Origin of the sequence: Streptomyces nodosus, assembly GCF_008704995.1 — a bacterium.
Classification (GTDB): domain Bacteria; phylum Actinomycetota; class Actinomycetes; order Streptomycetales; family Streptomycetaceae; genus Streptomyces; species Streptomyces nodosus.
Map to the genome: position 1 here is coordinate 1,672,864 of NZ_CP023747.1, position 19,456 is coordinate 1,692,319.

The window sequence follows — 19,456 nt, forward strand, 5'->3', positions numbered from 1 at the left end:
TCACCCGTCCTGGGCAGGCATACCCGCGCGGCCGGACGCCCATCCCAGACGTGCGTACCCGGGCGGAGCCGACGCTTCCCCACGTGCGCGTCACTCTACGGGTTGAACGGCCCCGCGCGGGCACCGGTCCGCAGCACCGGGGCATCTGCCCGGAACATCCCCCTACCCTGCGGTAATCGCGTCTGGCAGGCTGCGGTCATGACTGCCCGCGCCGCAGACCGGGCCCGCTACGACCGGGCCACCGCCTCTCTCGACGCCCCCCTCGCGATCGTGGACCTGGAGGCGTTCGACGCCAACGCCGACGACGTCCTGCGCAGGGCAGCGGGCAAGCCGGTGCGCGTCGCGACCAAGTCCGTGCGGTGCCGTGCCCTGCTCCGACGCGTCCTGGCCCGGGACGGTTTCTCGGGGGTCATGTCCTTCACCCTCGCCGAGTCCCTGTGGCTGGCCAGGGCCGGTTTCGACGACGTCCTGCTCGCCTACCCCTCGGCCGACCGGCAGGGTTTCGCCGAGCTGACCGGCGACCCCGAGCTCGCCGCCGCCGTCACGGTGATGGTCGACGACCCGGCCCAGCTGCGCCTGATCGACGACGCCCGCCGCAGCCGCGGTGAAGTGGTGCGGGTCTGCCTGGAGTTGGACACCTCGCTGAAGCTGCTGGGCGGCCGGGTGAGGGTGGGCGCACGGCGCTCACCGCTGCACTCCCCCGCCCAGATGGCCGAGTTGGCCCGGAGCGTGGCCCGCAGCCCCGGTTTCCGGCTGGTGGGGATCATGGCGTACGAGGGCCATGTCGCCGGTGTCGGCGACGCGGTGGCCGGGCGCCCGCTGCGCTCCGGGGCCGTCCGGCTGATGCAGACCGCCGCCCGCAGGGAGCTCGCGCGGCGGCGCGCCGAAGTGGTGGACGCCGTACGGGCCGTGGCGCCGGATCTGGAGTTCGTCAACGGCGGCGGTACGGGCAGTGTGCAGTACACGGCGGCGGAGGACGCGGTGACCGAGATAGCCGCGGGCTCCGGGCTGTACATGCCGAGGCTGTTCGACAACTACTCCTCGTTCCGGGGGCGTCCGGCCGCGCTGTTCGCCCAGCCGGTCGTCCGCAGGCCCGGCGTCGGGGTGGTGACCGTGCTGGGCGGCGGCTATCCGGCGTCGGGCCCCGCCGGGCGCGACCGGCTGCCCGTCCCGTATCTGCCCGAGGGTCTGGCGTACGACCCTCAGGAGGGGCCGGGCGAGGTGCAGACACCCCTGCTGGGCGCCCCCGCCGACGACCTTCTCATCGGGGACAAGGTGTGGTTCCGGCACGCCAAGGCGGGCGAGTTGTGCGAGCGTTTCGAGGTGCTGCACCTGGTCGAGGGCGACCAGGTGACGGCGACCGTGCCGACGTATCGCGGCGAGGGCCGTACCTTCCTGTGACGCCCCGCGGCGTGCGGCCGGACGTCAGTGCGAGGGGCCGATGCTGCTGCCCACTCCCCCGCCGGTCGCCGTGTCCCCGACGGACCGGATTCCCTTGGTGATCCGGTCCATGTCGGAGAGCGGGGGCCCGTCGGGGCCCGCGTCGAAGGCGAAGCGGACGATGACCGGTGCCTGGGAGCCCGTGCTGGAGGGGAAGGCCAGCGACTGGACGTAGCCTCCGGGCCCCTTCGCGGTGATGACGCGCCAGCGCACGAAGTACCCGGCACGGCCCGCGACCGCCACCTGCCCCGTCTTCACCACGTGGTGGGAAGTGATGCCCCCGTGGGGCCGGTTGCCGACCCCGTCGCGGTCGAACTGCGACTTCGCGGCGGCCTCGATGTCACCCTCGGCGAGCGCCTGCGGGGAGGGGTCCTCGCCGATCGCTGCGGTGCGCGAGAGCACCCGGCCGTGCCGGCAGAGGCCGGGGTCGCCGGGGCAGTCGTAGGTGCCCGGGGTGATCAGTACCGCATCGTCCTCGGAGAAGCTGTCGGGCGCGGCCCAGCCGTCGAGCACGGGGAAGGTGACCCCGTTGAGGTGGTCCACGACGACGCCCGGGTCCGTGGCGGCGGACGGCGAGGGCTGCTCGCTGCCGGGGGCGGAGGTCCCCGCCGCGGGCGGGGAGGTGGACGGCGCGGCTTCCCCGCGGTCCCGGCCGAGGGCGACCGCTCCGGCGACGATCGCCGTGGCCAGCACCACCCCGGCGGACGTCAGCGCGATCGCCCTGGCACGACGGGACCCCCCGCGGCGCGGTGGCTCCGCCGGCGCCATGGGCGGTGCGGGTGTCCCGGGCTGACGCCGGTGATCGGTCCACGCGGTCCCGTCCCACCAGCGTTCGGTGAGCGGGTACGACGGATCGCGGTACCAGCCGGGCGGGGGCGTACTGCTCACCCCCTCACTCTAGGGCGTGTTCCGAAAGCGCCGGGGGCCGCCGCAGCACGGGAATGGTTCGGTCCGGCCCCGGGCGGTACGCTGCGACCGCATGTTCTTCCGTGCCCCGAAACCACGAGAACACCTCAGCCGCACCGAGCTGTTCACACGACGACTGGCCCTGCTCTTTCTGCTGCCGATCGGCTGGGGTCTGTTCCAGCTGGCCGGTGCCCTGCCCGCCTCGGGGGATCCGACGTGCGCGGGCATCCTCGAGGGGGAGGACGGGGAGGAGACCCCGGGAAGTCACCTGCGCCCCGGGCAGACCTGCACCCGGTACGACGGACAGCACCGGACCGGCAGCCAGACCTTCGAAGAGGCCCTGAATCTGCGCGCGCAGCACCAGCGCGAACTGCTGCTGCAGGGAGCCGTCCTCACCGGCTACGGGGTGATCGGTCTGACGGTGACCTTCCACCACATCGGGCTCCCCCGGCGCCGGGCCGACACAAGCCCACAGGAATCGCCCGACGGCTGACCCGGCCCGACGGCTGACCCGGCCCGCCGGGCAGGACTTTCCCGAGGGTCAACCGCCCGCCGGGGCAAGGCCGTCGGGCTCCTCCTCCCTCAGAGAGGGGTGACATAGGCGCCCGAGATCCCGCCGTCCACCAGGAAGTCGGTGGCGTTCACGAAGGAGGAGTCGTCGCTGGCGAGAAAGGCCACCGCCGCGGCGATCTCCTCGGCCTCGGCGAACCGGCCGACCGGGATGTGGACCAGGCGGCGCCGGGCCCGCTCGGGGTCCTTGGCGAACAGCTCCTGGAGCAGCGGGGTGTTGACCGGCCCGGGGCACAGGGCGTTGACCCGGATGCCCTCCCGGGCGAACTGCACGCCCAGTTCACGGGACAGGGCGAGGACCCCGCCCTTGGAGGCGGTGTAGGAGATCTGCGAGGTGGCCGCCCCCATACGGGCCACGAAGGACGCCGTGTTGATGATGGAGCCCCTGCCCTGGCGCCGCATATGGGGGATGGCGGCCTTGCAGCACAGATAGACGGAGGTCAGATTGACCTCCTGGACCCTTCTCCAGGCCTCGAGGCCGGTCTCCAGGATGGAGTCGTCGTCGGGCGGTGAGATGCCCGCGTTGTTGAAGGCGATGTCGACGGAGCCATAGGTGTCCTGGGCGGTGCCGAAGAGCGCCTCGACCTGCTCGGCGTCGGTGACATCGGTCCGGACGAACAGCCCGCCGGTCTCCTCGGCGGCGGCCTTGCCGCGGGTCTCGTCGATGTCGGCACAGACCACATGGGCCCCCTCGGAGGCGAGCCGGCGCGCGGTGGCGCGTCCGATGCCGCTGCCGGCACCGGTGACCACGGCGGTACGGCCGACGAGCCGTCGGCAGACGATGTCCTCGCCGGACACGGCGGGGGAGGTGGTCCTGGATGCGGTCACTGTGCGGGGCCCTCCGTGCTGATGAAGACGTTCTTGGTCTCGGTGAAGGCGGTGAGCGCGTCCGGGCCGAGTTCGCGGCCGATCCCGGACTGTTTGCAGCCGCCGAAGGGGGTCCAGTAGCGGACGCTGGAGTGGGAGTTGACGGACAGATTGCCCGCGCGGACGGCCCCGGAGACGCGCAGCGCACGGCCGATGTCCCGGGTCCACAGGGAGCCGGAGAGCCCGTACGGGGTGGCGTTGGCGAGGCGGACCGCGTCGGCCTCGTCCTCGAAGGGCAGCACCACGGCGACCGGCCCGAACACCTCCTCGACGGCCACCCGGGCGTCCGGGTCGACCCCGGTGAGCACGGTGGGCGGGAACCAGAAGCCGGGCCCCTCGGGGGCCTTGCCGCGGATACCGGGGGCGTCGTCGGGGACGTACGAACGCACCCGCCGGAGCTGGGACCCGGAGATCAGCGGGCCCATCCGGGTCCGCTCGTCGGCCGGGTCGCCGACCGGGAACGACTCGACGGCGGGGGCGAGCAGTTCGAGGAAGCGGTCGTGGACCGAGCGCTGGACCAGGATGCGGGTGCGGGCGCAGCAGTCCTGTCCGGCGTTGTCGAGGAAGGACATCGGGGCGGCGGCAGCGGCGGTCTCGAGGTCGGCGTCGGCGAAGACGATGTTGGGGCTCTTGCCGCCGAGTTCGAGGGTGACCCGCTTGAGCCGGGCGGAGGCCTTCGCCGCCACCTGTCTGCCCACGGCCGTGGAACCGGTGAAGACGATCTTCGCCACCTCCGGGTGCTCGACGAGTGCGTCGCCCGCGACGGGACCATGGCCGGGGAGCACCTGGAACAGGCCCTCCGGGAGGCCCGCGTCGAGGGCCAGTTCGGCCAGGCGCAGCGCGGTGAGCGGGGTGGTCTCGGCGGGTTTGAGGAGCACCGCGTTGCCCGCCGCGAGCGCCGGCGCCGTACCCCATGCGGCGATCGGCATCGGGAAGTTCCAGGGCGCGATCACGCCGACCACACCGAGCGGTTCGAGGACGGTGACGTCCAGGCCCCCCTGGACCGGGATCTGACGGCCGGTGAGCCGCTCCACTCCCCCGGCCGCGTAGTCGAGCAGATCACGGACGTTGGCCGCCTCCCAGCGGGCGTCGCCGATCAGATGTCCGGCCTCCCGCACCTCCAGCCACGCCAGCTCCTCGAGGTGCGCGTCGACGGTGGCGGCGAAGCGGCGCAGCGTCCGGGCACGGTCGCCGGGTGCGAGCGCGGCCCACCCGGACTGCGCCTTCGCCGCCCGTGCGACGGCCGCGTCGACGTCCTCGGCGGTGGCGGCGGGGACGGTGGCGACGACCTCCTCGGTGGCGGGATTCAGCACCCGGAGCTCCGGCTCGTACGGGACGGTCCGCAAGGGCTGGTCGGACACGGCAGGCCCCCTTACATCCGTTCGAAGGAGCGGCGCAGCTCCCAGTCGGTCACCGCGGCGTCGAAGGCGGCCAGCTCGACGCGGGCCATGTTGCGGTAGTGGGCGACCACCTCATGGCCGAAGGCGGCCTCGGCGAGGGGGCTGGTCTCCCAGAGGTCGGCGGCCTCGCGCAGGGTGGTGGGCACCCGCTCGTACGTGGCGGCGTAGGCGTTTCCCGGGCACGGCTCGGGCAGCTCCAGCTTCTGCTCGATGCCGTACAGTCCGGCCGCGACCATTCCGGCGACCGCGAGATACGGGTTGACGTCACCGCCGGGCATCCGGTTCTCGAAGCGCAGCGAGCGGCCGCGGCCGACGACCCGCAGCGCACAGGTGCGGTTGTCGTGTCCCCAGGCGACCGCGGTCGGGGCGAAGGAGCCGGGCTGGAACCGCTTGTAGGAGTTGATGCCCGGCGCGTAGAGCAGCGAGAAGTCGCGAAGGGCGGCGAGCTGCCCGGCGAGGAAGTGCCGCATGGTCTCCGACATTCCGCCGGGGTCGTCGGGGGTGCCGGCCATGACGGTGGCGCCGTGCTCGTCCACCAGCGAGAAGTGGATGTGGCAGGAGTTGCCCTCACGCTCGTTGTACTTGGCCATATAGGTGATCGAGACGCCCTCCTGGGCCGCGATCTCCTTGGCGCCGGTCTTGTAGATCGCGTGCTGGTCGCAGGTGACCAGGGCCTCGTCGTAGCGGAAGGTGATCTCGTGCTGGCCGGGGTTGCACTCTCCCTTGGAGGACTCGACGGTGAGTCCGGCGCCCTCCATCTCGGTGCGGATGCGGCGCATCAGGGGCTCGACGCGTCCCGCGCCGAGCACGGAGTAGTCGACGTTGTACCGGTTGGCCGGGGTGAGTCCCCGGTAGTCCGCCTCCCAGGCCTGTTCGTAGGAGTCCTTGAAGACGATGAACTCCAGCTCGGTGCCGACCCGGGCGCCGAGTCCGAGGGCGGCGAGGCGGTCGAGCTGGCGGCGCAGGATCCGGCGGGGGGCGGCTACCACGGGTGAGCCGTCGCTCCAGGCGACATCGGCGATGACCAGCGCGGTGGCCTCGTTCCAGGGCGCCCGGCGCAGGGTGCTCAGGTCCGGGTGCAGGGCGACGTCGCCGTAGCCGCGGTCCCAGGAGGCCAGTTCATAGCCGTCGACCGGGTTCATCTCGGCGTCGACCGCGAGGAGATAGGCGCAGCTCTCCGTGCCGTGCTCCAGGACCTCGTCGAGGAAGAAGCGCGCGCCGAACCGCTTGCCCTGGAGACGGCCCTGCATGTCGGGGAAGGCCAGGACCACGGTGTCGATCTCGCCGCCCGCGACGAGGGCGTGCAGCTCCTCGACGGCGAGCGGTGGTGTGCGGTGTGCCACGGAGGGTCTCCTTCGGTCCGCCGAGGGTCATAAGACCGACCGGCACAGGGGGCGGTCGGTCTAAGGTATGGCTGCGAACCATTGGCTGGGAAGGGGGCGCGGCCATGTCGCGGGCGGAACCCGACGGAGACCGCGACGGCCCACGGGACCGGCTGGCCCCGGTCCTGCGGCCGGTGCGGGCGGGCAACGGCTTCGAGGAGGCGCTGGAGCAGATCCTCCAGGTGGTCCGCCTCGGGCTGGTGCCGGACGGCGAACGACTGCCCGCGGAGCGGGAGTTGGCGGAGCGGCTGGGCATCAGCCGGGTGACGCTGCGCGAGGTGCTGAAGGTGCTCCAGGAGCAGGGTCTGGTCGAGTCGCGGCGCGGGCGCTACGGCGGCACCTTCGTACGGGTGTCCGGGGGCGCGGCCGGGGAGGACGAGCTGCGCCGGCGGATCGGGCGGATCGACATCGAGGACGCGCTGCGCTTCCGGGAGGTGCTGGAGGTGGGGGCGGCCGGGCTGTGCGCGGCCGGGGGCCTCACGGCGGAGCAGGCCGGGCGGCTGCGCACGGCGCTGGCGGGCACCCGGGAGGCACCGCTGACGGAGTACCGGCGCCGGGACACCCTGCTGCACCTCACCCTGGCCGAACTGTGCGGATCGCCGTCGCTCACGGCGCAGTACGCGGCGGTCAGGGCGACGGTGAACGACCTTCTGGACTGCATCCCGCTGCTGGTACGGAATCTGGAGCACTCGCAGCGGCAGCACGAGGCGCTGGTGGAGGCGGTGCTCGACGGGGACGCGGACGGCGCGCGGGAGATGATGCGGGAGCACTGCGCGGGCACGGCGGCGCTGCTCCGGGGCTTTCTGGCCTGACGACGGCGTCATGGCGCCCCGGTCGCACCTCGGCCTTGATACGGCGCCCCTCACTCCGCAAAGGTATGCCCGTGCACCATGGAAATCCCGGGAGGTCCCTGTGTCCGGACGGCCGCTGATCGGTGTGAGCACCTACTGGGAGACCGGTACGCGCTGGGGCGTCTGGGAGCTGGACGCGGCGCTGCTGCCGACGGGCTACCCCCTGCTGGTGCGACGGGCCGGCGGGCTGGTCGCGATGCTGCCGCCGGACGACCCGGCGCATGCGGCGGCGGCCGTGGCCCGGCTGGACGGCCTGGTGATCGCGGGCGGCCCGGACGTCGACCCCGCACGCTACGGCGCACCCCGCTCCCCGCGCACCGGGCCGCCCGCCACCGAGCGGGACGCCTGGGAACTCGCCCTGATCGAGGCGGCGCTGGCGTCCGGCACCCCGCTGCTCGGCATCTGCCGGGGGATGCAGTTGCTGAACATCGCCCTCGGCGGCACACTCGTCCAGCATCTCGACGGGCACACGGCGGACGTCGCCGGGGTCTTCGGCCGTCATCCGGTCGTACCGGTGCCGGGCACCCGGTACGCCGCCGCCGTCCCGGAGGAGACCGTCGTGCCGACCTCCCACCACCAGGCCGTGGACCGTCTCGGCGAGGGACTGGTGGCGTCGGCGCACTCGGCGGACGGCACGGTGGAGGCCGTCGAACTCCCCGCTGCCCGCTGGGTGCTGGGGGTGCAGTGGCATCCGGAGATGGCGGAGGACCTCCGGGTGATGCGGGCCCTGGTCCGCGCCGCGTCCGACGGTTGACGGCACGCTCCGGCCGGCCCCGCCGACGCCCCGGCACTACCCGAACTTCACATATTTGTAGACGTGCCCCACGGCACCAGGCTCGATGGTGCTCTGGACGGCGCCCTTACAGCCTTTGGAGCGGTACGAACGCACCGTCCAGCCGGTGTAGTTCGACGCATAGAACGGGGGGTTGTCGCCCCTGAGGGAGTAGCAGCGGCCCGACTTCGGGGAGGACAGCGCTCCGTCCTGGCCGCCCACCCCGGAGGTGCTCCAGTAGAAGCCCCCGTCAGCCGCGTGCGCGGACATCGGCAGCGTCAGCAGAGCGGCCACCAGCAGTCCCGGGCCGGCCGCCCGCACGAGTTTCACACCAAGCATTCCACAGACTCCAGCCTCTTCGATTGTTCATTCACCTCGTCGCCGCACGCCGCCTACCGATGGAACATCGAATTGAGAATCCAATTGCCGAGGCGCACTTTGGTTTCCTTGCTGGTGTGCACGTCGGTACCGTAGACGGGCACCCCCGACATCTTCTTCGGGCATTGGTTCAGGTCATTGCAGAGCTGGTGATAGATATCCAGGTAGTGCACCCCGGGATACTTCTTGCTGAATTCCAGGAGAATCCCGGACAGCAGGACCGCGACCGAGCCCGGGACATGCGCGAAGGTGGACCCGAAGACATAGACCGGAGTTCCCCGCCGCGAGAGGATCCGGACGGCCCGGTCAAGATTGACCACAAACCTCTTCCGCGCCTTGTCGTCGCGAATCGTCACCGGCTTGCCACCCGGGTCGATCTGCTGCTCGGCCGCATCCCACTGGACGCTCAGCAGAACCGCGTCCGGACGCACCTTGTCCATCAGGGCGGGCCACTCGCGCTCCCAGTCCGGACAGTGCCGGTTCGGCATCGGATTGATCGGCTTGCGGATCCCGCAGGCGAGCACCGAGGCGTCCTTGACCTGCCCCTTTCCATGAAAGGCCGCAGCGATCCCGGAAGCCGCGTCCCGCGCCCAGGAGTCGCCGACGACCAGCACCTTCTTCCCTTCCGCACCCGGCAGCAGGGTGGGCTGCCCCCAGGGAGGGAGACCGGTGTTACGCGCGGACCGAGGCGCTTCGGGGTACGAGCACGGAGCCGCATAGCAGGGAATGGGCGAGCGTGCCTGCCCCAGTTCATGAGCAACGCCGGGGACGCCGTCCGACCAGCCGGAAATACTGCCTGCCAGGCACAGGGAGACACCTTTCAACACCTGACACACAAGCATTTTCGCCAATCCCTCCGGAGAAAGGAAGCACGCAATTCGTCGACAGGTTCCGATAACTCGGACAACGACCTCGGAGCGTACCGGTGGGAAACTGGACGACCGCCCGGCGCGACCCGATGGTGCCGTGTTTCACCGGATCGGCCCAAGCCGTCCGGAAACCGCCTCCGGATGACTGCACCGATGGGCGCGCCAGAACTCGGCACAGCACCCGGACGACTAATCTCCCGATCGGCAACGCCGTCCGACGACGACGGACTCCCGAGAATCCAGGTGGGTAATCATGGTGCGAGGAAGAATTCGCCGTCTCGGCGTCGCCGGAGTGATCACGGTGCTGGCGTGCGGTTGCGCTGCGCAGCACGGGGAGCGGCACACGACGACGAGTCGTTCCGAGGCCGCCCCGGGCCCTGCCGGTGAACCCCACTACGGGGCAGCGGTTCCCCGTCTCGGCTCCGGTTCGCTCTCCCCCGCGGTGACCGGGAAGACCGTACTGGTGGTGGGGGACTCCTGGTCCGCCAGTATCGGTCAGGGCATGAGCGAGGTCGGGGCCTCTCGCAACACCGTCGTGAACGCGGGACTCGGCGGCTGCGGAATCCTGCTGCCCGTGGGCAAGGAGACGCCGGAGGCATGTCGCAAGTGGCCCACCCGGTGGCCCTCGTATCTGCAGAAGTACAAGCCCGATGCCATCTTGTTGACCGTCGGCTTCTGGGATGTCACCCCGCAGCGGCTGGCAGGCGACAAGGAGGCCCACGATCTCACCTCGCCCGCCCACGAGACGGCCTTCCGGGACCGGCTGAACCAGGCGATCTCCCTTCTGACCGAGCGGAACACCCCGTTGTATCTGATGACGTCGCAGCAGGCCGGTCATCCGAAGTACCGTTCCTCCGCTCTGGTGATGAACCGGGTCCTCCGGGAAGCCTCGGCGAAACATCCCGGTGTGCGGCTTCTGGATCTGCGCGGCCAGTTGTGCAACGACGACGGCTGTCCCCAGGTCCTCGCGGGGACACAGGTCTACGACCCCACCGAGCACCCCACCAAACCCGCCCGCGCACGGCTGGCCAACTGGGCTCTGAACGCGATGTTCACCAAGGACGGTGCCTGAGGTGTCGCTGGCCCTCGAACAGCGTCCGGTCACCGCCCGAGGAGAGCCCGCCCCCAAGAGAATCGATTCGATCGACGGACTGCGGGCCGTCGCCGTCGCCGCGGTCATGGCGTTCCACTACGGGACCGGGCTGGGCGGCGGATTCCTCGGCGTCGATCTGTTCTTCGTCATCTCGGGGTTCGTCATCACCCGGTTGCTGCTGACCGAACGAGCCCGAACCCCACGCCCCTCGCTGGGGAGCTTCTGGTTCCGGCGGGTCAGACGGCTCCTGCCCGCCGTCCTGCTCGTGGTCGCAGCCGTCCAGGTGTGGATGCTTCTCCAGCGTCCGGTGGGACTGCGTCACACCGTGAACGCCCAGACGCTGGCGGCCCTGACCTACACATCCAACTGGTACGCGGTCCTCGGACACGTCGGCTACTGGGACGTGACCCAGGAGCAGGCCCCGCTGAACCATCTGTGGTCGCTGGCCGTCGAGGAACAGTTCTATCTCGTCTGGCCTCTTCTGCTGTTCGCGCTCACCACCTGGGGCACCGGACGGATCCGCCGCCCCCAGCTGCTTCTTCTCGCGGCTGCCGCGGTCTGCTATCTGCTGGCGTACCTTCTCTATCTGCCCGGCGACCCCGATCGCGCCTATCTGGGCACCGACACCCGGGCCGGGGCGCTGCTGCTGGGCGCCGCCATCGCGTTCCGCCCGGGTCTGTTCTCCCGGTTCTGCTGGCCGGCGGTGGCGGTCCTCGGCTGGCTGTGGTGCACCGCGGACATCGGCTCGGCCGCCTTCTACTCCTGGCAGCTGCCGCTGGCGGGGCTTGCGGCAGCCGCGTTGATCGATGCCGTCGCCCATGGAGAGCGGTTCCGGAAGGCGCTGTCGTGCCGCCCGCTCCTCTGGCTCGGGCACCGCAGCTACGGGCTCTATCTGTGGCACTGGCCCGTATGGATCTACCTCGTCGTCAACCGCCCGGAATGGAGCCAGGGAGCGAAGGCGTCCATGGCCCTCTGCATGTCCGTCCTGCTCTCCGCGATCGGCTACCGACTGGTCGAGCGTCCCGTGCGCACCTCGCCGTGGCGCCCCCGGGTGCTCCTTCCCGTGCTGGCCGTCTGCTGTGCCACGCTGGCCCTGGTCACCACGGCCCCCGTCGCCGCTCCGGTCGACGCCCGCCGCAACGGCCCGATCGTCACCGGCCCGAACGCACCCTGACGAGGGTGCGACAGCTCGTGACCGGGGCCCGCGAGCCCCGCACGAGCTGGAGGAACGGCGCTACCCCCGCGTCAGCCCCAGCAGGTCCCGGCCCGGTCCCGCCGGGCGGTGGCCGGTGCGCCACACCGCCCTCAGCGAGCGGTCCAGTCGCACGTCCGCGACCGGGACGCTCACCAGGCGGCGGGCTGCGAGCTCCTCACCCACGACCAGTTCACTCAGGACCGCCGGGCCCGCGCCGCTCACCGCGGATGCCTTGACGGCGGTGGTCGAGGACAGTTCCAGCAGCGGTCGGGCCAGTCCGCCCAGCGCGGCGTCCAGGACCTGGCGGGTGCCCGAGCCCTCCTCCCGGAGGATGAGGGGGGCCGAGGCCAGTTCCCCGGCCGACAGCGGAGTACGGCGCCGCGCCCAGGGGTGTCCCGGCGCCGTCACCACGATCAGCCGGTCACGGGCGACGACCGCCGTGTCCAGACCGGCGGGCACCGTGAGTCCCTCGACGAAACCCAGGTCGGCCTCGTCGGCGAGCAGGCGTTCCGCGACCGCGGCGGAGTTCCCGGCCAGCAGCGTCACCGCGGTGTCCGGCCGCCGGGCGCGCAGCGCGATCAGCCAGCCGGGCAGCAGATACTCCGCGATCGTCATGCTCGCCGCCACCCGCAGCCGGGAGTCCCGTCGGCCCCGCAGCGCCTGCGCCCCCGCGTCGAACGCCTCCGCCGCCTCCATGATCCGCCGCGCCCAGTCGGTGACCAGCGCCCCGGCCGCGGTCAGCCGCGAGCCCCGGGGCGAGCGGTCCACCAGGGCCATGCCCAACTGCCGCTCCATCGACCGGATACGGCTGCTGGCCGCGGGCTGGGTGATCCCCAGCTCCCGGGCGGCCCGCCCCAGGCTGCCCAGCCGCGCCACGGCGAGCAGCAGCTCCAGCGCGCCCAGATCCGGCACCCGGTGCGCCAGTCCGACCGCCGGGAACCCCTTGCCATCGCCGTAGCTCATCAGCCCAGCTTATGCCCCCATAGACACGTACTCCCTGGTGAGGGGCGCCTTCCTGGGGGACCGTACAAGGCATGGTCACCGCAGCCCCGCCCCGTCCTGCCCCTCTCCGTACCCGGCGCGCCGCCCCGGTCCGGTACCTGGGTCCGAACTGGTACGCCTCCGTGATGGGCACCGCGATCGTGGCGACGGCCGGTGCCGGACTGCCCGAGTCCATGGGCTTTCCCGGGCAACGGCCCCTCTGCGCGGCTGTCTGGGCGCTCTCCCTCGTCCTGCTCGCGGTGCTCCTCGGCGCCCGCGCCCTGCACTGGATCCACCACCGCGACCAGGCGCGCGCCCATCTCCTGGACCCTGCCATGGCCCCCTTCTACGGCTGTCTGGCCATGGCCCTGCTCGCCGTGGGCGGCGGCGCCCTGACCGTCGGCCGGGACTGGATCGGTGCGGGCCCGGCCCTCGCCCTGGACACCGTCCTGTTCACGGCGGGCACCGTGATCGGTCTCGCCGCCGCCGTCGCCGTGCCGTATCTGATGGTCGCCCGGCATCGCATCGAGCCGGGCCAGGCCGCCCCCGTCTGGCTGCTGCCGCTGGTCGCCCCCATGGTCTCCGCGGCCCAGGCCCCGCTGCTGGTCCCGCATCTGCCCGCAGGACAGGCCCGCGAGACCCTGCTGTTCGCCGGCTTCGCGATGTTCGGGCTGAGCCTGCTGGCCACCCTGGCGATGCTGCCGCTGATCCTCGCCCGGCTGATCACCACGGGCCCGCTGCCGCTGCCCCTGACCCCGACGCTGTTCCTGGTGCTCGGCCCGCTGGGTCAGTCCACGACCGCCGTGGCAGCGGCCGCGAACGCCGCGCCGGGAGTGGTCCCGGCCCCCTTCGACCGGGGCTTCGGGGTGTTCGCCGTGCTCTACGGGATCCCGACGCTGGGCTTCGCCCTGATGTGGCTGGCGCTGGCCGTCGCGCTGGTGGTGCGGGCCCGGCGGCGCGGCATGGGGTTCGCGATGACCTGGTGGGCGTTCACCTTCCCGGTCGGCACCTGTGTCACGGGCGTGGAGGCGCTGGCCCGGCGCACCGGGCTCGTGGTCCTCGACGGGCTCGCGGTCGTCCTGTATCTGCTGCTGGTCTCGGCCTGGGCCGCGGCCGCCGTGGGCACCGGCCGGGGAGTCGTCAGCGGCAAGCTGCTCGCAGCGCCTCGCTGATCATGCGGGGGGCCTCCGCGAGCGAGGGACCGTACCAGGTGAGATGGCGCCCGCTGACCAGCGCGCACGGCGTCCCCTCGAACGCCTCCGGGCCGTCCTCGGCCGTGAAGCGGTAGGGCTCGTCGGGCAGCACCACCAGGTCGGGTGCCGCCGCCCGCAGCTCCTGAAGAGGGATGCGGGGATAGCGCTCCTGGTGTGTGGCGTAGAGATGGTCGACACCGAGCCGGGCCAGGACGTCCCCGGCGAAGGTGTCCCGGCCCAGCACCATCCAGGGCCGCCGCCAGACGGGGACCACGGCGGTGGTGCGGGCCGCGGGCACCGGAAGGTCCGCCCAGGCAGCGCGGGCCCGGTCCAGCCAGCGCGGCGAGCCGGGCGCCCCGCACGCGGTGACCACCCGCTCCAGTTCGGTGAAGGCCTGGGGTACGTCCCGCACCTCGGTGACCAGGACCTCCAGGCCCGCCTCGCGCAGCGCGGCGAGGTCCGGCCCGCGGTTCTCCTCCTCGTTGGCGAGCACCAGATCGGGGGCCAGCCCCACGATCCGCTCCACCTTCGGGTTCTTGGTGCCGCCGATCCGGACGACGTCGAGGTCCGCAGGATGACTGCACCAGTCGGTCGCGCCGACCAGGGCCCCGGGCACGGACGCGGCCACGGCCTCGGTCAGCGACGGCACCAGCGAGACGACACGCGTCATGGCCTGCGCTCCGCCCTCGGGCCGGGGACCGTCGGCCGCCGCTCGGACGGGTACGGCGGCAGCAGAGACACGCGGACCGGGTGGCCGGACCAGCAGGGGGCATCGGGCATGCGCCCAGTATTCCAGCAGGGCCTTCCGGCACGGCAGTCCCGACGGACGTCCTCCGGCCGGGACGTCACCGCACCGAACCGGCCCCCGCACGACGGCGCCGGGTGCCCGGGGTCAGCGCCGGCGGGCCCGCTCCTCGAGCGCCTCGATGTGATCCGCGACCGCGACCACCAGGACCCGGGTCTCGGGCACGGTCGCCCGCCAGCGATGGCGCACTCCCCCGCTGAGATACAGCGTGTCGCCGCGCCCGAGCCGGTACGCCCTGCCCTCCGCCTCGACCTCGACGGCGCCGTCCACGACGTACATCAACTCGTCGTTGCGGTGCTGGAATTCACGCCCCTCGTCGTGATCGCCGATGAACTCCATCGCATGCAGCTGATGGTGGCCCCGCACCAGGGGGCGCACCCGGGGCGGTCCCGGCGGGACGTCGGTGTGGTCGGCGTCGTCGGCGCGCAGCACCTCCACACTGCACGCCGGGTCGGCCGCCGCGAGCAGTTCGGCCGCGGTGGTGCCCAGGGCGTCGGCGATCCGTTCCAGGGAGGGCCGGCTCGGACGGGCCCGCTCGTTCTCGACCTGGCTCAGGAAGGGGACGGACAGACCGCTGCGTCCGGCCACGACGGCGAGGGTGAGCTCCAGCGTCCGGCGCCGCCGCCGGACGGCCGCGCCCACCCGAAGAGGCTGTTCTTTGTGGTCGCCCATCGCTCCGGCTCCCTCCCTCGCTCGTCGGTCCGTCGCTCTGTGCGGCGGATGTGCCGCCGTCCCATGGTTCGCCGGGTGCGCCGCTTCTGTCGAGTTGTCTGCACCCTACGCATGTTCGGCAAACCGTTTCATGCGCCCGTCACATCGGTGTCACATACAAGGGTGGTGAGCGTCACTCTTCGCGCCACCGGACGAGCCGCCCCGCCTCCCGGTGCGCCCCTCCCCGGGGCCCGGACCAGCGACAACGACACCCGGGGGCGTCGAAATAGTGTTCGACGCCCCCGGGTGTCAGGGCATAAGAACCGGCGGGGCGGTTGTCCAAAACCCTCCACGGGCCGTCACGGCCCGCCGGCCACCGGGACTACTGCGGAGTCATCCGGTCCACGATGTCCGGGTGCTGCTTCAGCCAGGCGGCCACGGCGGCCTCCTCGTGCCCCTTGCCCGTGGTCTTGATCTCGTTCTCCAGGCTGCCCAGTTCGTCCTCGCTCATGGTGAAGCCCTTGATCCACTTTGTGAGCTGCGGATACTGCTCCGGGAACGTCCGGCTGGAGATGGTGCGGATCGTGTTGCCCTCGCCGAAGAGCTTCTTGTCGTCCTTCAGCTTGGTGAGCCCGTACTCGCTGTAGGCCCAGTGCGGCGACCAGAGGACGACGGCGACCGGCTGCTTCTTGGCGTAGGCGCGCTTGAGCTCGGCGAGCATCGCGGGGGTGGAGCCGTCGACGACCTTGTACTCCTTGTCCAGGCCGTAACCGGGCAGCACCTTCGTCTTCAGCAGGGTCATCTCCCCGGTGCCCGGCTCGATGCCGATGATCCGTCCGCCGAAGGTCTTCGCCTTGCCCTTGAGGTCCTCGAGGGACTTCACGTCCTTGACGTACGAGGGGACGGCGACCTCCAGCGAGGTCGGCTGATACCAGGTGCCGAGGTCCCGCAGACGGTTCTTGTTCTTGTCCCAGTAGTTCTGCTGTGCGTACGGCAGCCAGGCGTCGAAGTTGAGGTCGAGATCACCGCCCGCCAGGCCGGTGTAGACGGGGCCGACGTCCATCTGCTTCAGATTCAGCTTGTAGCCGCGCCGCTCCAGGACGTTCTTCCACAGATAGGTGACGGCCACGTCCTCGTCCCAGGGGAACCAGGCGACGTTCAGCGTCCTGGCGGCCTCGGCCGGAGCGGCCGAGGCGGACGCCCCCTTGACCGGGGCGAGCGTGTCGACGACACCGGGGTTCTTCTTCAGCCAGGCGCGCACGGCGTCCTGCTGCTTGCCCTTCCCGGCCTTGTTGATCTCCGCCTCGAGGCCGGTGAGCTGCTTCTCGTCCATCGTGAAGTTCTTCAGCCAGTCGCCGACGACCGGGTTGTCCTGCGCGAAGCCCTTGCGGGCCAGCGTGTGCACCCCGTCACCGGTGCCCCAGGCGCCCTTGGGGTCCTTGAGCTTCTTCAGGTCGTAGTCGCTGTACGCCCAGTGCGGGGACCAGAGCGTGACGACGATCGGCTCCTGCTTGGCGTAGGCGCGCTTGAGCTCGGCGAGCATCGCGGGGGTGGAGCTGTCGACGACCTTGTACTGCTTGTCCAGGCCGTACTCGGGCAGCACCTTGGTCTTCAGCAGGTTCATCATCCCGGCGCTGGACTCGATGCCGGTGATCTTCCCGCCGAAGGTGGCGGCCTTCCCCTTGAGGTCCTCCAGGGAGTCGATGCCCTTCATGTACGAGGGCACGCTCAGCTCCAGCGACGTCGGACCGTACCAGGACCCGAGGTCGTCGAGGCGGCTGCCGTACTTCTTCCAGTACTGCTCATGGGTCACGGGCAGCCAGGAGTCGGTCTCGAAGTCCACGTCGCCCTGGGCGAGCGAGGTGTAGAGCGGTCCGGCGTCGAACTGTTTGACGTCGACCTGGAAGCCGCGCTGTTCCAGGATCTCCTGCCACAGGAAGGTGGAGGCGACGCCCTCGTCCCAGGGGATGTAGCCGATGGTGATCTTCTTGCCCCGGCCGACGTCCTGCGCGTCGGCGGCGGTGGCGGTCTTGTCCCCGCCGGCGAAGAGGCCCATGCCGCCCGCGACGAGCGCGAGCACGACCACACCGACCACGGCCACGGCGGGCCGGGGGCGGTACGACCAGATCTTCAGGCCCTGTGCGGCCCGCAGCCGGGCGGCGGCGCGCCGGCCCAGCGGGGAGACCTGGGTGCCCAGGGAGCTGGTCATCCGGTCCAGATAGATGGCCAGGATGACGATGGCGACCCCGGCCTCGGAACCGAGACCCACGTTGAGCTGGCCGATCGCCTCGTTCACATCGCCGCCGAGGCCGCCGGTGCCGACCATGCCCGCGATGGCCGCCATGGACAGGCCGAGCATGATCACCTGGTTGACGCCCGCCATCACGGTGGGCAGGGCGAGCGGGAGCTGGACACGCAGCAGGGTGTCGCGCGGGGTGGTGCCGAAGGCGTCGGCGGCCTCGACCAGTTCCTTGTCGACCTGGCGGATGCCCAGCTCGGTCATGCGGACGCCGGGCGCCAGCGCGAAGATCAGGGTGGCCACGATGCCCGCGGGGGCGCCGGTGCCGAAGAACAGGATCGCCGGGATGAGGTAGATCATCGCGGGCAGCGTCTGCATGAAGTCGAGCACCGGGCGCACCAGTCCGCTGACCCGGCTGGAGCGGGCGGCCCAGATGCCCACCGGCACCGAGATCACCAGCGCGATCAGGGTCGCCACCAGGACCAGCGACAGGGTCACCATCGCGTCCTCCCACAGCCCGAGGGAGTCGATGAAGGCGAATCCCACGAAGGCGAGGACACCGGCGGACGTACCGCGCAGCCAGAAGGCGATCACGGCGAAGATCCCGGCGAGCAGCAGCGGCTCGGGGGCCTGGAGCACGGCGTTGATGCCGTCGAAGGTGCCCAGGAAGACGGTCTTGCAGAAGTCGAACAGCCAGTTCATGTGGTGCAGCAGCCAGTCCACCACGGAATTGACCCAGTCACCGAAGGGGAGTCTAGGCACGGGCGATCACCTTCTCTCCCCGCTCTCGCCGGGAGACACAGGGCGACGGTTCACCTGCCTGGTCGCCCATGAAGCCGACGAGGCGCTGCTTCGGTACGACGCCCACCACTCCGTGCCGGGGGTCCACCACCGCGACGGGATGGGTGACCCGGGCGCTGATGGCGCACAGGATCACGAACGGGGTGTCGGGCGTCGCGGTGGGACAGTCGCAGTCCGCCTCGTGTCCGGTGACGGAGGTGTCCATGACGGAACTCGCGGTGAGCACCCGGGAGCGGTCGACGTCCTGGGTGAAGGAGGCCACATAGTCGTCGGCCGGGCGCACCAGGATGTCCTCCGCGGTGCCGATCTGCACGATGCGGCCGTCCCGCATCACGGCGATGCTGTCGCCGAGACGCATGGCCTCGTTGAGGTCATGGGTGATGAAGACGATGGTCTTCTTCAGGGACTTCTGCAGCTCCAGCAGCTGATCCTGCATATCGCGGCGGATCAGCGGGTCGAGCGCGCTGAAGGACTCGTCCATGAGCAGCAGATCGGCGTCCGTGGCCAGGGCCCTGGCCAGACCGACGCGCTGCTGCATACCGCCGGACAACTCGTCGGGCCAGGACTTCTCCCAGCCGGCCAGGCCGCACAGGGCGAGCGCCTCGTCGGCGCGCGCGACGCGCTCGGCGCGGGGCACGCCCTGCACTTCCAGACCGTAGGCGGCGTTCTCCCGCACACTGCGGTGCGGGAAGAGCGCGAAGTGCTGGAACACCATGCTGATCTTCCGCGAGCGGACCTGGCGCAGTTCCCGTGAGCCGAGTGCGGTGAGGTCCTGACCGTCGAAGCGCACCTGCCCGGCGGTCGGCTCCAGCAGACCGTTGAGCATGCGCAGCAGCGTGGACTTCCCCGAGCCTGACAGGCCCATGACGACGAAGATCTTCCCCGGCTCCACGGTGAAGGAGGCGTCGATCACAGCCGCCGTGGTGCCCTCGGCACGCAGTTCCTCACGGCCGGCCCCCTGCCGAAGCCGCTCCACCGCCTCGTCCGGTCGTCTCCCGAACACCTTGTACAGATGCTCGGCTTCTAGCCTGGATGACACAGGTACCTCTCGTCTCGAAGCCTT

The 19,456-nt window shown here is 71.3% G+C and carries 18 protein-coding genes; 7 read left to right on the forward strand and 11 right to left on the reverse strand.

The genetic code is table 11. The features are described 5' to 3' along the window. The first annotated feature begins 198 nt into the window (after positions 1-198). Positions 199-1,401: an amino acid deaminase/aldolase gene (locus CP978_RS07610; RefSeq protein ID WP_043438710.1), complete on the forward strand. Its 1,203-nt coding sequence runs from the start codon at positions 199-201 to the stop codon at positions 1,399-1,401. 24 nt (positions 1,402-1,425) lie between these two features. Here CP978_RS07610 and CP978_RS07615 read toward each other — a convergent pair whose 3' ends face one another. Continuing rightward, the gene (locus tag CP978_RS07615; RefSeq protein WP_043438711.1) at positions 1,426-2,328 is read right to left on the reverse strand and encodes a DUF2510 domain-containing protein; all 903 of its coding nucleotides are present in this window, start codon (positions 2,326-2,328) and stop codon (positions 1,426-1,428) included. 91 nt (positions 2,329-2,419) lie between these two features. On the opposite strand from CP978_RS07615, the gene CP978_RS07620 reads away from it, so the two are divergent. Next, positions 2,420-2,839 (forward strand): hypothetical protein, encoded by a 420-nt coding sequence (locus tag CP978_RS07620; RefSeq protein WP_043438713.1) that lies wholly within the window; start codon positions 2,420-2,422, stop codon positions 2,837-2,839. Positions 2,840-2,928: 89 nt separating this feature from the next. Here CP978_RS07620 and CP978_RS07625 read toward each other — a convergent pair whose 3' ends face one another. Genes CP978_RS07625 through CP978_RS07635 form a run of 3 tightly spaced genes read right to left on the reverse strand, consistent with a single transcriptional unit; the run spans position 2,929 to position 6,526 of the window. Beyond that, the gene (locus CP978_RS07625) at positions 2,929-3,714 is read right to left on the reverse strand and encodes a 3-oxoacyl-ACP reductase (RefSeq protein ID WP_043448268.1); all 786 of its coding nucleotides are present in this window, start codon (positions 3,712-3,714) and stop codon (positions 2,929-2,931) included. Positions 3,715-3,740: 26 nt separating this feature from the next. After that, positions 3,741-5,144, reverse strand: coding sequence for an aldehyde dehydrogenase family protein (locus tag CP978_RS07630; RefSeq protein ID WP_052454055.1), 1,404 nt, complete (start codon positions 5,142-5,144; stop codon positions 3,741-3,743). Positions 5,145-5,155: 11 nt separating this feature from the next. Continuing rightward, positions 5,156-6,526, reverse strand: coding sequence for a glutamine synthetase family protein (locus CP978_RS07635; RefSeq protein ID WP_043438715.1), 1,371 nt, complete (start codon positions 6,524-6,526; stop codon positions 5,156-5,158). Positions 6,527-6,630: 104 nt separating this feature from the next. Between CP978_RS07635 and CP978_RS07640 the strand changes: the two genes are divergently transcribed. Further along, positions 6,631-7,377 carry a FadR/GntR family transcriptional regulator gene (locus CP978_RS07640; RefSeq protein WP_043438717.1) on the forward strand — a complete coding sequence of 249 codons (747 nt, stop codon included), beginning with the start codon at positions 6,631-6,633 and terminating at the stop codon, positions 7,375-7,377. Positions 7,378-7,477: 100 nt separating this feature from the next. Then, positions 7,478-8,170 (forward strand): gamma-glutamyl-gamma-aminobutyrate hydrolase family protein, encoded by a 693-nt coding sequence (locus CP978_RS07645; protein WP_043438719.1) that lies wholly within the window; start codon positions 7,478-7,480, stop codon positions 8,168-8,170. Between the two features lie 36 nt (positions 8,171-8,206). On the opposite strand, the gene CP978_RS07650 is transcribed toward CP978_RS07645, so the two are convergent. Both CP978_RS07650 and CP978_RS07655 read right to left on the reverse strand, forming a co-directional pair. Then, complete coding sequence (locus tag CP978_RS07650; RefSeq protein WP_144401437.1) at positions 8,207-8,518, reverse strand: hypothetical protein; 312 nt, start codon at positions 8,516-8,518, stop codon at positions 8,207-8,209. 62 nt (positions 8,519-8,580) lie between these two features. Continuing rightward, positions 8,581-9,408, reverse strand: coding sequence for an SGNH hydrolase domain-containing protein (locus tag CP978_RS07655; protein ID WP_227745338.1), 828 nt, complete (start codon positions 9,406-9,408; stop codon positions 8,581-8,583). A 280-nt stretch (positions 9,409-9,688) separates the two neighbouring features. On the opposite strand from CP978_RS07655, the gene CP978_RS07660 reads away from it, so the two are divergent. Next, positions 9,689-10,507: a DUF459 domain-containing protein gene (locus CP978_RS07660; protein WP_107070360.1), complete on the forward strand. Its 819-nt coding sequence runs from the start codon at positions 9,689-9,691 to the stop codon at positions 10,505-10,507. Beyond that, complete coding sequence (locus CP978_RS07665; RefSeq protein ID WP_144401438.1) at positions 10,500-11,702, forward strand: acyltransferase family protein; 1,203 nt, start codon at positions 10,500-10,502, stop codon at positions 11,700-11,702. Before CP978_RS07660 ends, CP978_RS07665 begins: the two co-directional genes overlap by 8 nt. Positions 11,703-11,762: 60 nt before the next feature. On the opposite strand, the gene CP978_RS07670 is transcribed toward CP978_RS07665, so the two are convergent. After that, entirely contained in the window at positions 11,763-12,686 is a 924-nt protein-coding gene (locus CP978_RS07670; protein WP_043438726.1) for a LysR family transcriptional regulator, read from the reverse strand. A 71-nt stretch (positions 12,687-12,757) separates the two neighbouring features. Here CP978_RS07670 and CP978_RS07675 point away from each other — a divergent pair, with 71 nt between their 5' ends. Beyond that, a complete protein-coding gene (locus tag CP978_RS07675; protein ID WP_043438728.1) occupies positions 12,758-13,876 on the forward strand; it encodes a TDT family transporter in 1,119 nt (372 codons plus the stop codon). Here the strand turns inward: CP978_RS07675 and CP978_RS07680 are convergent. From CP978_RS07680 to CP978_RS07695, 4 genes are all read right to left on the reverse strand, one after another. Continuing rightward, entirely contained in the window at positions 13,845-14,567 is a 723-nt protein-coding gene (locus CP978_RS07680) for a helical backbone metal receptor (protein WP_043438730.1), read from the reverse strand. The two genes, CP978_RS07675 and CP978_RS07680, sit on opposite strands and share 32 nt — an antisense overlap. A 222-nt stretch (positions 14,568-14,789) precedes the next feature. Next, positions 14,790-15,374: a helix-turn-helix domain-containing protein gene (locus tag CP978_RS07685; RefSeq protein ID WP_043438732.1), complete on the reverse strand. Its 585-nt coding sequence runs from the start codon at positions 15,372-15,374 to the stop codon at positions 14,790-14,792. A 361-nt stretch (positions 15,375-15,735) separates the two neighbouring features. Next, positions 15,736-18,354: an ABC transporter permease/substrate binding protein gene (locus tag CP978_RS07690; protein WP_043438734.1), complete on the reverse strand. Its 2,619-nt coding sequence runs from the start codon at positions 18,352-18,354 to the stop codon at positions 15,736-15,738. Beyond that, entirely contained in the window at positions 18,347-19,432 is a 1,086-nt protein-coding gene (locus CP978_RS07695) for a quaternary amine ABC transporter ATP-binding protein (protein WP_043438737.1), read from the reverse strand. Before CP978_RS07695 ends, CP978_RS07690 begins: the two co-directional genes overlap by 8 nt. Between the last annotated feature and the right edge of the window lie 24 nt (positions 19,433-19,456).